Here is a 15,198-nt window from a genome sequence, read left to right on the forward strand (position 1 = left end):
CTTGAGAAAAATTGATGGTTGGCCATGGACCGGGCCCAACTACCGCTGAACGCCCTTCGCGCCTTTGAGGCGGCTGCGCGTCATCTCAACTTCACGCGCGCCGCGATCGAGCTTTGCGTCACGCCAAGCGCGGTGAGCCATCAGGTGACCCAATTGGAGCGCAGGCTGTCCACTCGGCTGTTTGATCGGCTGCCGCGCGGCCTCGCCCTGACCGACGATGGCCACGCACTGGTGCCCGCCGTCGTAGAAGCCTTCGACAAAGTGGCGGCAACGCTCGATCGCTATGCGGACGGGCGATTTCAGCAGACGCTGAACATCGGCGTGGTCGGCACGTTCGCGACCGGTTGGCTGCTCGAGCGCCTGGATCGTTTCACCGACGCGCACCCGCACATCGATTGTCGCATCACGATCAACAACAACCGTGTGGATCTCGCCGGCGAGGCGCTGCATTTCGCCATCCGTTTCGGGGACGGCGCATGGCACGGAACCCATGCCGACGCCCTAATGACGGCGCCGCTCACGCCGCTTTGCACTCCGTCTCTGGCGCGGCGACTACACTCGCCAGCAGACCTGACACGCGAGCGACTGCTCCGGTCCTATCGACCCAACGAATGGGCCGAATGGTTCTCGGTCGCGGGAGTCGCGCCGCCACCGGCGCGCGGGGCGATGTTCGACAGCTCGGCTGTGATGGTAGCCGCGGCGACCTCCGGGCTGGGCGTTGCACTTGCGCCGTCGATCATGTTCGGCCGGGAATTGGCGTCGGAACGGCTGGTGCAGCCGTTTGCGATCGAGGTCGATGCGGGCCGGTACTGGCTCACGCGCCTCCACTCGCGCAAACCCGATCCGGCGATGCGATCTTTTCGTGATTGGCTGCTCGTCGAAGCCGGCGCGTGAAGAGGCGGACTGCGCCGGCTGCCCCGGGCCCGGCTTCGTTCGGTCCTTGCCGAAGCGGTGTTTTCCGGGCTCACGCGGCTCGACTTGCCCCGACGTTCAGGAAAAGCGCGTTGCCAGGTCGGCCACGTCGGAAGCGGCGGGCACCACGAGCCATTCGTGCGGGCGGCGCGTATCAACCACCGTCACTGCATTCTTGGGGCAAAGGCCAAGGCATTTCACCTCCACCACGCCGATGTCCGCCTTTCGGCCCTTGCCGAAACCCGGCTCGCGCCGCAGCGCCTTGGCCAGTCGGTCGCGCCCCTTCGGCCCAAAGCCGCCATCAACCTTCTTCGAACATTTTGCGCAAACCAGCACCGCACCGCGCCAATGCGCCCTGGCCTGCTTCACGCGGGCTTCCACGTCCGCCGATCTTCGGCCGCGCGCAGCACTTCATATGCTGCCTGGATCGCCTGAAAGCGCTTGGCGGCATCCTTGTCGCCCGGCCGCACATCGGGATGATTGGTCTTCGCCAGACGTCGCCAAGCCAGTCTGACATCATCGAACGTGGCGTCGGTCTCCAGCTCCAGAACCTCGAGCGCGCGCATCTCGTCACGCGACCGGCTGCCGTCGCCGGACCCGGCCCAGCTCTGGTAACGTGATTGTTCGTAGCCCGACGCATCGCGCCGTTCGGCCTGCTCACGCGCCGCAGCTTCTTCGGCGTTCAGCCCCTCGAAATAGTTCCAGCCGCGATTGTATTCGGCGGCATGCGTCTGACAAAAATACCACCGTTCCGGGCTGTTGGGCGATTTGGGCGCGGGACAGTCGCCCGGCTCATTGCAACCATGCCGGTCGCACAGCCGTACCTTGGTCGCCTCGCGCGCTGAGCCATATTCGCGCCAGCGGGGAAAGCCCCAGTCGTTGGATCGGGAAGAACGCGCCATCCCCCGCCATTTAGCGATTGAGGCGCCAAGGTTAAAGGCAAACACCAGAGGGCCTGTAAGCCGGGTTCTGTCCACCCTTACGGGATGGGCGACCATTCCTCTCGGCGCGCCGTTGCCGACGCGCTCCAGCAACCAACCCGGGCAGCAGGTGGGAACACACCCCGGGGATCAAAGTCCCCATGCCGCCCCTATTCGGTCTTGCTCCCGGTGGGGTTTGCCATGCCGCCGCCGTTACCGGAAGCGCGGTGCGCTTTTACCGCACCCTTTCACCCTTGCCCGGCCGAAGCCTTCATCCGAAGATTGGGCGGTCTGCTCTCTGTGGCACTTTCCCTGGGGTCACCCCCGGCGGGCGTTACCCGCCACCGTTGTTCCATGGAGCCCGGACTTTCCTCGGCGTGCGCATGGCACGACGCGGCCGCCCGGCCCTCTGGTGTGCGCCGGCTGTAGCGCGCCCACGGGGGAATGCAATCGCGGTGTCCTCGGCAACTGAGCGGATGACCCCGGCTGAGCTAACCGCGCAAGCGGCCGGGAGCGAGACCGATCAGCTGCTTGAACTTCAGCCGCACCGCCCCGAAACGCGCGAACTGGATGATCCAGACCTTTCGGGTTTCCAACGTCACATTGGGCCCGGCGTAGTGAAGCGTCTGAGGCGTGTGGATGGTCAGCCCACCCCGCTGCACAGGGCAAACCACTGCCCCTGCCGGTTCTGTCTCGGCCGCTTGAAACCCCTTCTCACCCGTTCGCCGCGTAAACTGACCATGTGTTCGCAGAAGCGCGCGGTGGCTGCCTGGTTCGAAATGCATGCAGCCGTTCTCGGCCGTGGCATCCTGCAAGGGAATCCAGAAATGAAGGGCGGTCGCGTCGCCGGCAAATCTCGGTTTCGAATAGGCCGCGTCCTGATGCCAGGGAGTAGCCGTTCGGCTATTCGGCAGCTTGTAGATCAGATGATCGAAGCGCCGCGATACCTGGCCGCCTAGCGCCTTTGCCATTTGCCGGCATTTCCGGAACACCCCGGTGTCCAGCAATCCCGGCTGCAGACAGGACGCATATTCCAGCTCGGGCTGTCGCCACCCCCCATCGTGCGCATTCCCTTCGGCGCCTTCCAACGGCGCCATATCGCCCATGAATTGCTGCAGCCGGCGTTGCTGGTGGACTGGCAAGGTGCCGCCCAGGAGAAGGTCGGCAAGCCGTTCGACCTCGCCTAGTTCCTCCGGCGTGAATACGTGGTCGAACACCACAAACCCATCGCGCTCGAGCGCGTCTCGTCCTGACACGAATCGTGATAATGACGGCTCGCGTCGCTCGGACACCGTCGCTCCAATCTTCTTGAGTCAGAGCAACTGACAGCATGTCGCCGGTGTGCCGACCAATACGTGGCAGTGACAGACCGTGCATCAACTCAGGTGAGCAGGCTAACAGAAGAGTGGGATCTTCGGCAGAACGTTCCTGCGCTCGACCCCAGATCCGCCGCTCACGGCAGCAGCTGCCTCAATCGTCGCCGCTTGAACTGCCGAAAGTTCAATCATCCCCCTGCGGCCTGGGCAGCAGCAGCGCCAGAAGGATCATGCGGCACTCGGCATCGATTTCGCCGTCGATCAGCTCGGGCCTGAAGCGCCGCTGAAAGGCGATGATCGCCGCCATCTTGTCGCTCACGTCATAGCCGAAGCGTTCAAGCGCCAGCAGGAACGCAGCCTCTCCCCACATGGGGTCCATCAGGTTCTTGGTCGGCCGCGGCAATGCCAGCCGCAACCGTGCCAGCTTCCCCCAGGGGAACAGCTCGCCCGGATCGCGCTTACGTGCCGGTGCGACGTCCGAATGCGCGACAATGTTGCCGCGGGTGATTTCGTACCGGTCCTTGATTTCATGCACCAGGCGGATCACCGCGTCGATCTGCACGTCCGGGAACGGGCGATAGCCAAACTCATGACCGGGATTGACGATCTCGATCCCGATAGAGGCGGAATTCACATCCTCGATGTCGCGCCAGTGTGACTTGCCGGCATGCCAGGCCCGCTTGTCCTCCGGCACCAGCCGCGTGACGGTTCCGTCCTCGTCGACCAGATAGTGCGCGGAAACCTTCGCTTCCGGGTCACGAAGCCGGGCCAGCGCCGAGGCCCCGTCCACCATGCCGGTGTAATGAAGCACGATCATCGTGATCGGCAGCATACGATCATCAAAATTCGGCGATGGCGCCTCAACTGGCGTCATGATTACTCCTGCGGCCCCGCGATAGGATGCGCGACCCTAGCATCCCGTGCCGCTACCCGGCTACGGCCATGCCCATCACCCGTTTGGGCTCAGCTCGTACAGGCCCCGGAAGCGCTTGCTGGGTGCAAAGCGGCTCGATTGACCAAGCACCGTCTCCCCGGCGCCCAGCATCAGCAAACCGCCAGGCCGAAGCGCGCGCGCGATTGTGTCGAGCACGCGCGGGCGAAGATCGGGCGCGAGATAAAACAGGACATTGCGGCAGAAAATGCCGTCAAGCCCTCCTGCGGGCGGCGCATCCAGTACCAGATTGCTGCGACGCCAAGTGATCCGCCGCACCAGCTCGGGCTGAGCGATCCAGTCCGAGCCGTCCTGATCAAACCAGCGCAACATGCGGCGGATGGGCAGTCCGCGCTGGATCTCGAATTGTGAGTAGCGGCCAGCGCGCGCTCGGTTGATCGCCAGGCCGGAGACATCCGTGGCGACGAGTTCGTGCGCCGTCCCTCTCTCGGTCAGGGCAATGGAAAGCGACAGCGGCTCCTGTCCCGTGGAGCAGCCCGCACACCAGATGCGCGGCGTGCCGTTCGAGACGGCGGTGATCGCCTCCGCCGCGGACTCGATCGCGCCCCCGTCGCGAAAGAAGGACGTTTCCTGGTTCAACAGCGCGTCGACGATGCGATCGGCCAACGCGATGTTGCTACCGTCGCGCACACCCGCGACCAGTTCGTCGATCGAGGCGGCGCCCCGTTCGACGGCGATCGGCTTCAGCGCGGTGTCGATCCTCCACGCGCGATTGGGCGCAATCCGCTGACCCGTGCGCGCCTCCAGCAGGGCGGCGAGCGCGGACATGGTGACTGCGCTGGCATCGCTCAGCGCAAGGGTGCGATCAGCGATCACGCCGCTACGCCGTGTTGAGCGGCGATATAGTCGCCGATTGCTCCGGGCGTCAGCACGGCGTTGGCGAGACCGGCAGCCGCAACGGCGCCCGGCATCCCCCACACGACGGAGCTTGCCTGATCCTGCGCGACCACGGTGCCGCCTGCCGACCGCACCCGTCGTGCCCCGGCAAAGCCGTCACGCCCCATGCCGCTCAGCACCACCGCCAGCAGGCGGGGCCCAAAGCAATCCGCGAAGCTTTCGAACATCGGATCAACGGACGGCATGTTGCCGTTCGCCACGGGATCGCGGTTCAGCCGGATGGCGGCCCGTCCCTTCGGCAGCGGCACCGCCGTCACATGCGCGTCACCTGGCGCGACCAGGATCATATCGTCGCCAATCACCATCTTGTCAGCCGCAACCTGGCACATGCGTCCGGTGGCGGTGGCCACTTGTCCCGCAAAATAGGGAATGAAGCTGGCGGGCAGATGCTGGGTAATCACGATCGGCTTTCTAAACGTCGCCGGCAGCGCCTGGAGCAGGCTGTTCAGCGCATGAATCCCGCCCGTAGAGGCCCCGATCGCGACCACGTCGAAGTCATGGTGAGCGGCAGGCTGCGCCGTTGCAGGCCGCAGGACCGGCTCCGACTGCTCGGCCAGCCGGATCAGCTTTTCCGCCAGAGTCATGGCGAAGCTGCCTGCCGTCACGTAGCGGCCCGGCTTCACCAGCGTATCCGCCGCCCCCAGCGCCAGCGCCTCGATGGTCGCGGCAGCGCCCTCGCCGGCCGCCGAGGAAACCACCAGCACCTTCGCCCCGGCCCCCGCCGCAATGATATCCGGCAGGCCAACCAGCCCATGAATGCCCGGCATCTCGAGGTCGAGCAGGATCACATCGACCCGATCGGCGGCAAGGAACCGCAGCGCCCCTGCAATATCGGGCACCGCCGCCGCCACCGAACAGGCCGCCGCTTCCTCCACCATCCGCGTCAGCACGGCGCGCGCGACGGAGGAATCGTCGACGATCAGCACGCGGGCACGCGCACTCGCCGGAGCCGCGGACAAGGCCTGGGATCGGGCCATGGCGTTCAGGCGACGCCGACGATCTGCAGCTTGCTGGCCAGCGTCTCGCGATCGAACGGCTTCATGACGTATTCGTCGGCGCCCGCCTCGATGGCGGCGCGGATGTGCGCCATGCCGTTCTCCGTGGTGCAGAACACCACCTTTGGCCGCGGGCTGATGTCGGTTTCACGCAGCGCACGCAGGAAATCCATGCCGCTCATCACCGGCATGTTCCAGTCGAGCAGGATTACGTCAGGTGCGCTGGCAAGACAGGCATCAAGCGCCTCCTGCCCATCGCCGGCCTCGGACACGGTGAAATCGAGTCCTTCCAGAATGTGTCGCGCGACCTTCCGGATAACCTTCGAGTCGTCAACGACGAGACACGACTTCATGATTTGGAACCTCATCATTGGCTGGTTCATCAATTATGGGACGGCAAGCGTAAGAACGGTGTTAACCGGCCGCCACGATCGAGCTGACCAGCCGAGCGATATCGATCACCAGCAGCGGTTCCCCGCTGCGGTCTGCCGATCCGGTCGTTACATCGGCCCAGCGCTGGCCGAACGATAGGCCCGGCGGCACCGGCTCCACTTCGATCGGTGCAACATCTTCCAGCGTGTCGACGAGCACCGCATGGTGATGCCCATCCACCACCGTGATGATCGCACGCCTTGCGTCCTCGTCCGGCGGCGGAAGATCGAGCAAGCGCCAGGTGTCGATCACCGTTACCACCCGGCTGCGCAGCGCGGCCAGGCCGCGTACTGCCGGATGCGCGCGTGGTGCCGCCACGATCGTGGCGATATCAACGACCGACTCCACGGCATCCGCCGGAACCGCGATGGCGCGGCCGCCTACGTGCGCGAGGAGATGAAGCGTGCCGCTCATCGCCCTGCCCCCGCCGCCAGCGCATTGGCCAGCGCACGAGAATCCAGTAGCGGCCGGCCCGTGTCGGGATCGCGGGTCAGCCGTACCACTTGCCCCTCGGCCGGTACGTCGTCACCGGCGGCCAACGTCACCGCCGCCCTCTCGCCCGGCGCCAGCTGGTGCGTCACACGATAGCCGGCAGCCTCGATCAACGGGCTCAGCATCGCCTCGACCCATGCGGTATCGCCGCCTTGCATCAGGCAGATCGGGGGCGTGCCGCTGCCGGCGGGTTGCTGCGTCAGGCAAGCCGGGTCGATCACCTCAACCGGCTCGCCATCCAGCACCAGGATGCCGCTGACCCCGAACTTGCCCGAGGGCAAGAGGTCATCGCTGTAAGTGACGATATCGAGCGCGCGGCGGACGAGAAATCCGGTGGCGGTTTCCACATCGGGCAGCATCAGCACCGCCAGCTCCCCTTCTATCGGCGGCGCCTCCGTATCGACGAACAACGCTGTCAGTCCCTCGCGCGCCGTCGCCCACCACCGCCCGCCGGCTTGACGGATCGCTTCCGCCTGAACCGCTTCGATGCGCTCCACCGCACTTAACGGGATCAACCGCCGCTCGCCGTCCAGCGCCTCGAACAGCAGCGCCGACGTACCCTCAGCGACCGGCTCTTCCTCTTCAACCTCGGCTTCCACCGCGCGCTCGAACGAAACGCCAGCCGCCGCAGCAACACCGGCACAGTCCAGCAGCAGCAACGGTACGCCCGTATCGGGCAACATCTGCCCCGCATACAGGCCCGCCGCCATCACTGCGGGTGCGACCGGCTTCACGACGAGTTCCTGCGTATCGTCGACGCAATCCACCCCGAGCGCAAAGCTGCCACCGGGCAGGTTCACGATCATCAGCATGTCGCCCAGCGTTTCGGTGGTTCCCAGCACCTCGCCAAGCCTCACCACCGGCAACCGCCTTCCCCTCACCGTCGCCAGCAGCGCGTCGCCCACGGTGTCGATGCGCACGGCCGCCGAGTTGACAGCCACGATCTCTTCAACCGCCTGCCGCGGCACGGCATAGCGATCCGACCCGGCACCGATGATGACCGCCGACAGGATCGCCAGCGTGAGCGGTACTTCGATGGTCGTCGTCAGGCCCCGACCGGGAATATTGTGAAGCCGGATGCTGCCGCCGATCTGCTCGACGTTGGTGCGCACCACATCCATCCCGACGCCGCGCCCCGACGTCGCGGTCACATCATCGCGCGACGAAAGCCCCGGTTCGAACACGAGATCCAGCCGTGCCCGTTCGCTCAGCGCGCTCAGTTCCGCCGCGCGCGCAGGCTCCTGCTCGATGCGCTTCTTCAGCAGCCGCGCCGTGTCGATGCCGCACCCGTCGTCGCTGATTTCGACGATGATCCGGTTGCCGGACTGCCGCGCGACAATCGACAGCCGCCCGGCCTCCGGCTTGCCTGCGCGCCGCCGGTCGTCCGGCGCTTCGATGCCGTGATCGATCGCGTTGCGCACGATGTGCACAAGCGGATCACGCAGCAGTTCGATCATCTCGCGATCAAGCTCGACGTCCGCTCCGTCGATGGCCAGGGACACCTTCTTGCCCAGTGTTCCCGCAGTGTCGCGAACCAGCCGCGGCAAGGCCGAGAACAGCGATTCGATTGCCTGCATTCGGGTGCGGGTGACAGTATCCCGCAGTTCCGAAACGGTGAGCGAGAGCCGATCGATGGCGGTCTCAAGCGACGGATCGCCGCTCTCGCGCAGCCGGCGGGCAAGCTCGTTGCGCGCCAGCACCATCTCCGACACGCCGTTCATCATCCGGTCGAGCAGGTCGACGGATAGCCGAATGCTTCGGGTCGCCGCCCTTGGCGCAGTGGCGTTCGCTGGCGTCGGCGGTACCAGCTTCAGCGGCGCCGGGCTCTCTTTCCCCTCCAGCGCGGCGAGCAGCAAATCCTCGCCGCTGTCGTCCAGTCCCGCGCCAGCATCGATCGCTTCCACGATCTCGCCGATCCGGTCGATGATCGCGAGTACCGCGGATACGAGCTGAGGATCGGGCGCCCGCTCGCCGGAGCGTACCGCCTGAAGCACGTCCTCGGCCGCATGGCTCAGCCGGGCGAGCCTCGGCAGATCCAGGAACCCGCAACTGCCTTTGACGGTGTGAACGAAGCGGAAGATCGCGTCGAGCCGCGCGCGATCGGACGGGTCTGCCTCCCAAGCGACGATCTCGCCTGACAGAGCGGCCAATGTCTCGCGGGTTTCCGCGATAAATTCCTGCAGCAGATCGTCCATTGCGTACCGGCCTTGCACCGGCACGGGTAAATTCCTGGTTTACCTTGGGCGCATCGTCGCGCCGAACAGCATGACATTGTCTGCCGGCGCGCTGACCAGCACGCGTCCTTGCGCGCTTTTCACCATTTCATGCACCAGGAAGGCGGCGGCGGCGCGCGGGGTGATCGCTTCGGAGGCCTGCCCTTCCACCAGCGTCGATCGCAGCTCTTCGTCCAGCGTGATGCGGGGCCCCTCAACCTTTAGCACGATCTCGATGGCGGTTTCGTTCGTCTCGCTACCGATATCGAGCGAGCCGCCGCGGACCAGAGTGTCGCCGGCGATCATCGCCATGTTGAGCAGCACCTTGATTGCCGCCTTTGGCATCATCGGCTCATCCACGAGCCAATTGACCTGCAATCGCTTGGTCTCGCCGAACAGCCCCTCGATTGCCTGCTGCGCTTCCCGCGTGTCTACCGCTTCGCCGAAGCCACCAGCCGCCCCGAACGCCAGGCGGAAAAACTTGAGCTTTGCCGCCGACGTGCGCGCGCTTTCGGCCATCAGCTCCATGCACCGCTCGCGCATTGCCGGGTCGGTTTCGTCGGCAAGCAGCTCCAGCCCGTTGTTGAGGGCCCCGATCGGCGACAGCAGATCATGGCACAACCGCGAGCAAAGGAGGCTTGCGAACTCAACGGGATCAATCGTCATTACCGCTCCATGACGCAGCCGACTTTAGGGTGCAATGGCGAGCGCCACCGGATCAAAGCGGCCGTGCACCGCTCCGTCGCTTGATGCGCGCCACGCGGTCAGATCGGTACCTGCCACGATCATCCAAAAGGCGCCATCGGGAGCCGCCTGGGCAGCATCAGTCGCGGAGGGGATCGCGATGCCGGACGGATGTGAATGATAATGCCCGATCACCTGCGGCCCGCCTGCACGCGCCCGCCGCAGGGCACGGAACAGGGCTGCGGGATCCAGTTCGAAATGGGTAGCCGGCTCGGGGTGGACGTTATCGCATGGCTCGATTGCTTCCACGACGCTATCCTTGCCCAGTAGGAGCCCGCAGGTCTCAACCGGAAAACGCATCGTTTCCGAAACGATTTGGGCGGCCAGCAATCTTGAAATCTGGAGCGTCATATCCATCTAGTACACTCAATGGACCGGGGGGTTTCTGTCATTCAAGCGACCATCGCTCCAGCTGCAGATGGCTGGCGGCTGGATCGCGCCCTGGCGGATGCCGTGCCTACCCTTTCGCGTGAGCGGCTCAAGGTGCTGATCAACGCAGGGCACGTTGAACGGGACGGCACGTTGGTCCGCGATCCTGCGAAGCGTGCGTCCGCTGGAGAGGTTTTCGCGGTCGCTGTCCCGGCGCCGGCGCCCGCGCACAACGAAGCGCAGGATATTCCGCTCGTGGTGGCGTTCGAGGATGAACACCTCATCGTTATCGACAAGCCTGCGGGGCTGGTCGTCCATCCCGCTGCCGGCAATCTGGACGGGACGCTGGTGAACGCACTGCTGCATCATTGTGGCGGCTCGCTTTCGGGTATCGGCGGGGTTGCCCGGCCGGGGATTGTCCACCGCATCGACAAGGATACCTCCGGCCTGATGGTCGCGGCCAAGACTGATCGCGCGCATGAAGGCCTGGCGAAGCAATTTGCCGCGCATACGATCGACCGCCGTTACAAGGCGATCGTCGGCGGCTATCCCATGCCGCCTGCGGGCACTGTGGATGCCCCGCTCGCCCGCTCGCCGCACAACCGCAAGAAGGTGGCGATTGTCTCGAATGGCAAGCGAGCGGTCACGCACTACCGTACGGAGCAGCGCCTGCGTGAAGCTGCGTTGGTGGAATGCCGGCTGGAAACCGGACGCACGCACCAGGTCCGCGTGCACATGGCCTCGATCGGCCACGCCTTGCTGGGCGACCCGGTCTATGGTAGAACAAAACCAGCTCATAAGCGTCAACTTGATGAACTTTCATTCCGCCGCCAGGCGCTTCACGCCGCCAGGCTGGGGTTCGTTCATCCGATCACAAGTGTCGCTTTATCGTTCGAAAGCGTGATGCCTGCAGACATGCAGGAACTGTTCAGTCAACTCGACGTATAGGGTCAAAGCGCCTCGCCAACAGGCGACGGGCGTTTCCCCGGAAAGGGAGATTAGGTACTCATGGCTAGCGGCAACGTCCCTGCGACGATCCCCGCGCTCGGCGGCGAGCAGAGCCTCAACCGCTACCTCGCCGAGATCAAGAAGTTCCCCATCCTGGCGCCCGAGCAGGAGTATATGCTCGCGAAGCGCTTTCAGGAACATGGCGATCCTGAGGCGGCAGCCCAGCTCGTCACCAGCCACCTGCGTCTCGTTGCGAAGATCGCGATGGGCTATCGCGGATATGGCTTGCCCGTGTCTGAGCTGATCAGCGAGGGCAACATCGGCCTGATGCAGGGTGTGAAGAAGTTCGAGCCGGATCGCGGCTTCCGTCTCGCCACCTATGCGATGTGGTGGATTCGCGCTTCGATCCAGGAATTCATCCTGCGGTCGTGGAGCCTTGTGAAGATGGGCACCACCGCGGCGCAGAAGAAGCTGTTCTTCAACCTTCGGCGCATGAAGGCGCGACTCGATGCGTTTGAGGACGGCGACCTGCGCCCCGAGGATGTGCAGAAGATCGCCACCGACCTCGGCGTGACCGAGGCAGATGTGGTCAGCATGAATCGCCGCATGGCGATGGGTGGCGACACGTCGCTCAACGTCTCCATGCGCGAGGATGGCGAGGGCCAGTGGCAGGATTGGCTGCAGGATGACTCGCCCCTGCAGGATCAGGTCGTCGCTGAAGCTCAAGAAGCGGACGTTCGTCACGGCATGCTCGTCAACGCGATGGACAGCCTCAACGATCGCGAGAAGCACATCCTGACCGAGCGTCGTCTCACCGACGATCCGAAGACCCTGGAGGAGCTCAGCCAGGTGTACGGCGTCAGCCGTGAGCGTGTCCGTCAGATCGAGGTTCGCGCCTTTGAGAAGCTGCAAAAGGCGATGATGAAGATCGCTGGCGAAAAGCGTCTCCTCACGGCCTGATTTCGGTTGGTCATCCCGTGCTCCGGTTTTCGCTGGAGCACGGTAATCCCCGCAACGGACCATTCGTGTCACGGTCCGTCATCACCGCACTCGCGGCTGGTTCGATACTTCCCTAAAGCCTTCCACCATGTGGCGGGACGTAAAACAGCTATATGCGGACAGTGCGGCGTTCGCACTGGCGTTGCCGATCCTGTTTTCGATCCCGGTCGTGATCGAGTTTGCGCAACACGTTCTAGAAATAGATCTCGGGTTCTACCAGCACGGCCTCACCGCCTCCGCCGCGTTCGATCAACGGCGTCTTACCCTTGGCTTTGCCAAGGTCCTGGCCCTCCTTCTGCCGGGCTATTGGTTCGTACGCTTCATCGCCTGGAATCGCGACGCACGTCGGGCAAAGCGGATCGAGCGGCCGGCCGCAACCCTTTTCGGGGTGCAATTCGGTATCCAGGCGGCATGGCAATGGCTGGCGCTTTTCGGTCCTCCCATTGGCGTCGTGCTGGGCCTTGCGCCGCGTCTGTCCAGCTATGCTGAGCTGATCGCCACAGTCGGGGTCAGCGTCGTCGCGGTTTACCTTACCGCGTGGCTGGTAGCGTGGCCGCTCGGCAATGCGCAGATCGGCCCCCTGCGCTCAATCGCGATCATGGCCGGCAGTTTCTGGCGTACAGTGGCGTATATGGTGGCCGGCGCACTACCGCTGATGGCGCTGCACTACGCCCTTGGTTATGGCGCGATCGGGCGGCCGGAATGGCTCGTGTGGATCATGATGGCCGCTGACGCGCTGGTGGTTGGCTTTCTCGCGCTCACAACTGTGGGCGCTGCCTACCTCGCCGCTAAACGCGCAGCCGATCGCAGGGGTGTCTCCTTGCGCGACGGAGCGCCAGTGCGGGAGTTGAAGCGTTGACGCGCGCCACCAAGGCAACCGGCCGCGCCGCCGGCCTTTATGCCGCAATGATGAGCGGCGCGGCGCTTCTCTCGTTGGCGGGAAGCGCCCAGCTCTCCGCCCAGTCCGGGCAGTTGGCGGGTCAGCGGCTGAGCACCGTGACCCAAGTTTCGCTCGCCGGCGCGATTGCTGATGCGCGAGCGGCGATCGCCCGATCGCCGGGATCGCGCTACACGATCGCCCTTCCCGCAGGCGTTCATGATTTGAGTGGCGGCGATGCACGCGCCGCCTCTATCGATCTATCGCGTATCGACGCTTGCCCCGGCATGCTGACGATCACCGGCGCGGGCAAAGACCGCACCACAATCATCACTGACGACGATTTAGTCGGAATCATGGGCCGACGCACCAGCTGCGTCACCGTCGCGGACCTCACCATGACGAGGCGGAAGATCGAAACGACGCAGGGCCATGTCGTGGCGCTGACGCCGAATTCCGTGACCATCGATATACCGCAAGGCTTTCCGGCGCCTACGAGCCTGCTATCGAATGTACAGGAAGAATATGCCGACGGCCGCGAGGTCAATCGGAAATGGCTGCGCCGCTTCAACGAGACGCCGCAAGGGCCACAGATCGACGTCGAGCAACCGCAGGTAAACTGGCTGTCAGCGGTCCGAGCGCCGGGCGGAAAGGGCAGGTGGCACTTCAACTTGCGGGAAGGCCGAAACATGCCCCGGCTTCGGCCCGGCGATCTTATAGGCGTAAAATCCAAATTTGGTCGTGACGCCTATCGCTTCACGGACGGTGCGCACATCACCTTTCGCGGCGTCCGCTGGTTGATGGAAACTCGGGGCATCTTCCATCGCGTCGACTATGTGACGATTGAGGATTGTTCGATCTCGCCGCCCCCACCGATCAACGGCATCCGCTTCGCTTTGGCGAGTAGCAGTGGCGGGCCTCAGATCGGCCACCCGATGCAACCGAGTCAGACGCGAGGCCATCTGGTGACCGGCAACGATTTTCGCGGCACAGGAGACGACGCCTTGATGTTCGCTCACGCCAGCGGATTGGTTGAAAACAATCGACTCGCCGACAGCTTCGCCCTGGGTATACGCATCTACGAATCGCCGGGGCTGCGGATCGGTCGAAACGTCACTGAGCGCGCGCCGATCGTGCGAATCGCGGACGACGTCCTGGAGAATAATAACCGTCCGGAACGTCGGAGATTGCGACCGGCAGCTTGATGCCTTCGCCTCACGCCTGGTCGGATGCCCGCTTGTAGATTGTCATTCGCTGCGTCCATCGCCGCCGGCACGGCTTAACAAAAGGATCGATCGTGGGGTTTGGCGACATTACTCGGGGTACGCTGCAAGAGTTCGTCGACTCGAACCGCTTCGACCGCGAACTCTGCGTGTTTATCCACATCCCCAAGACTGCCGGGTCATCGCTTTCGGCAGAGCTGGACCGGATGCGCCCGCCTTATCACAACATCCACCGCCGCTATTTCTATGGCGATACCGTAACCTTCTCCCGGATCGAGGACGAGATCGCGACTGTGATCGACAGCGGTGCGCTGATCGAGGCGCGATCATGCTCCGGCCACTTCTCATGGACGCAGGCTGAGCCCATTCGGGCGGCGCGCCAAGACACACGTGCTTTCACGTTCCTGCGTGACCCGGTGAAGCGGGTCATTTCGGACTATCGATATTCGCGTACCCCAACGCACCCCACGTACAAGGAGACGATCGAGCGCTTCCCGACGATTGAAAGCTACGTTGAGGCATCAGAGACTCAGGACAAGATGGCCAGGTTCGTCATGCCGGGAAACGTCCGCACGCCAGCCGAGATCGATGTCTTCATCAGCACCAACTATGCCTTCATCGGCTTGCTCGAGATGTACCCTCTCTCATTCAATATCCTGTCGTTGTTGCTCGGTCATGATCGGATGCCTTCTGAACACAAGCGCAAGACGGAGGACACGGCCGACAATGCGGTCGAGGACACTCCCGCGCTTCGCGAGATGATCGCTGCATTCAACCAGCGTGATACTGCGCTGTACGATCTGGTTCGACGCAAACTGCTCGCAGCCCGTGACGAGTGGCGCGCGTTCCGGCAGACGGCGCGTCCGGTTGGCTGAAGGCTTTCCTCCCTGCCCGGACAGCTGTATCGCA

The 15,198-nt window shown here is 64.3% G+C and carries 17 protein-coding genes and 1 other RNA gene; 6 read left to right on the forward strand and 12 right to left on the reverse strand.

Features of this window, described 5'->3' with window-relative positions:
- Window positions 1-24 precede the first annotated feature (24 nt).
- Window positions 25-894 (forward strand): LysR family transcriptional regulator, encoded by an 870-nt coding sequence (locus LK535_RS05570; protein ID WP_227770851.1) that lies wholly within the window; start codon window positions 25-27, stop codon window positions 892-894.
- A gap of 96 nt (window positions 895-990) precedes the next feature.
- Here LK535_RS05570 and LK535_RS05575 read toward each other — a convergent pair whose 3' ends face one another.
- From LK535_RS05575 to LK535_RS05630, 12 genes are all read right to left on the reverse strand, one after another.
- Window positions 991-1,281: a (2Fe-2S) ferredoxin domain-containing protein gene (locus tag LK535_RS05575; RefSeq protein WP_321576537.1), complete on the reverse strand. Its 291-nt coding sequence runs from the start codon at window positions 1,279-1,281 to the stop codon at window positions 991-993.
- Complete coding sequence (locus tag LK535_RS05580) at window positions 1,278-1,814, reverse strand: J domain-containing protein (RefSeq protein ID WP_227770853.1); 537 nt, start codon at window positions 1,812-1,814, stop codon at window positions 1,278-1,280. Before LK535_RS05580 ends, LK535_RS05575 begins: the two co-directional genes overlap by 4 nt.
- A gap of 40 nt (window positions 1,815-1,854) precedes the next feature.
- Window positions 1,855-2,245: RNase P RNA component class A (gene rnpB / locus LK535_RS05585), an RNA gene on the reverse strand.
- Between the two features lie 78 nt (window positions 2,246-2,323).
- Complete coding sequence (locus LK535_RS05590; RefSeq protein WP_321576538.1) at window positions 2,324-3,124, reverse strand: phytanoyl-CoA dioxygenase family protein; 801 nt, start codon at window positions 3,122-3,124, stop codon at window positions 2,324-2,326.
- Between the two features lie 208 nt (window positions 3,125-3,332).
- Window positions 3,333-4,022: an N-acetylmuramoyl-L-alanine amidase gene (locus LK535_RS05595; RefSeq protein WP_227770854.1), complete on the reverse strand. Its 690-nt coding sequence runs from the start codon at window positions 4,020-4,022 to the stop codon at window positions 3,333-3,335.
- A gap of 75 nt (window positions 4,023-4,097) precedes the next feature.
- Window positions 4,098-4,916, reverse strand: a complete 819-nt coding sequence (locus LK535_RS05600; protein ID WP_321576539.1) for a protein-glutamate O-methyltransferase CheR — start codon at window positions 4,914-4,916, stop codon at window positions 4,098-4,100.
- Window positions 4,913-5,974 carry a chemotaxis protein CheB gene (locus LK535_RS05605; protein ID WP_227770855.1) on the reverse strand — a complete coding sequence of 354 codons (1,062 nt, stop codon included), beginning with the start codon at window positions 5,972-5,974 and terminating at the stop codon, window positions 4,913-4,915. Before LK535_RS05605 ends, LK535_RS05600 begins: the two co-directional genes overlap by 4 nt.
- Before the next feature lie 5 nt (window positions 5,975-5,979).
- Window positions 5,980-6,345: a response regulator gene (locus LK535_RS05610; RefSeq protein WP_227771091.1), complete on the reverse strand. Its 366-nt coding sequence runs from the start codon at window positions 6,343-6,345 to the stop codon at window positions 5,980-5,982.
- A gap of 61 nt (window positions 6,346-6,406) precedes the next feature.
- Window positions 6,407-6,838, reverse strand: a complete 432-nt coding sequence (locus LK535_RS05615) for a chemotaxis protein CheW (RefSeq protein WP_227770856.1) — start codon at window positions 6,836-6,838, stop codon at window positions 6,407-6,409.
- Window positions 6,835-9,111: a chemotaxis protein CheA gene (locus tag LK535_RS05620; protein ID WP_227770857.1), complete on the reverse strand. Its 2,277-nt coding sequence runs from the start codon at window positions 9,109-9,111 to the stop codon at window positions 6,835-6,837. Before LK535_RS05620 ends, LK535_RS05615 begins: the two co-directional genes overlap by 4 nt.
- Before the next feature lie 39 nt (window positions 9,112-9,150).
- Window positions 9,151-9,795: a histidine phosphotransferase family protein gene (locus LK535_RS05625; protein ID WP_227770858.1), complete on the reverse strand. Its 645-nt coding sequence runs from the start codon at window positions 9,793-9,795 to the stop codon at window positions 9,151-9,153.
- A gap of 24 nt (window positions 9,796-9,819) precedes the next feature.
- On the reverse strand, window positions 9,820-10,224 hold the full coding sequence (locus LK535_RS05630) for a M67 family metallopeptidase (protein WP_227771092.1): 405 nt from the start codon (window positions 10,222-10,224) through the stop codon (window positions 9,820-9,822).
- Window positions 10,225-10,242: 18 nt separating this feature from the next.
- On the opposite strand from LK535_RS05630, the gene LK535_RS05635 reads away from it, so the two are divergent.
- From LK535_RS05635 to LK535_RS05655, 5 genes are all read left to right on the forward strand, one after another.
- Window positions 10,243-11,190, forward strand: a complete 948-nt coding sequence (locus LK535_RS05635; RefSeq protein WP_227770859.1) for an RluA family pseudouridine synthase — start codon at window positions 10,243-10,245, stop codon at window positions 11,188-11,190.
- Between the two features lie 60 nt (window positions 11,191-11,250).
- Entirely contained in the window at window positions 11,251-12,150 is a 900-nt protein-coding gene (gene rpoH, locus LK535_RS05640; protein WP_227770860.1) for an RNA polymerase sigma factor RpoH, read from the forward strand.
- 127 nt (window positions 12,151-12,277) lie between these two features.
- Window positions 12,278-13,048, forward strand: coding sequence for a hypothetical protein (locus tag LK535_RS05645; RefSeq protein ID WP_227770861.1), 771 nt, complete (start codon window positions 12,278-12,280; stop codon window positions 13,046-13,048).
- Window positions 13,045-14,271 carry a hypothetical protein gene (locus LK535_RS05650; protein WP_227770862.1) on the forward strand — a complete coding sequence of 409 codons (1,227 nt, stop codon included), beginning with the start codon at window positions 13,045-13,047 and terminating at the stop codon, window positions 14,269-14,271. Before LK535_RS05645 ends, LK535_RS05650 begins: the two co-directional genes overlap by 4 nt.
- A 92-nt stretch (window positions 14,272-14,363) precedes the next feature.
- Window positions 14,364-15,164, forward strand: coding sequence for a sulfotransferase family 2 domain-containing protein (locus tag LK535_RS05655; RefSeq protein ID WP_227770863.1), 801 nt, complete (start codon window positions 14,364-14,366; stop codon window positions 15,162-15,164).
- The last annotated feature ends 34 nt before the right edge of the window (window positions 15,165-15,198 follow it).

Origin of the sequence: Sphingomonas sp. IC4-52, from assembly GCF_020707225.1 — a bacterium.
GTDB lineage: Bacteria > Pseudomonadota > Alphaproteobacteria > Sphingomonadales > Sphingomonadaceae > Sphingomonas.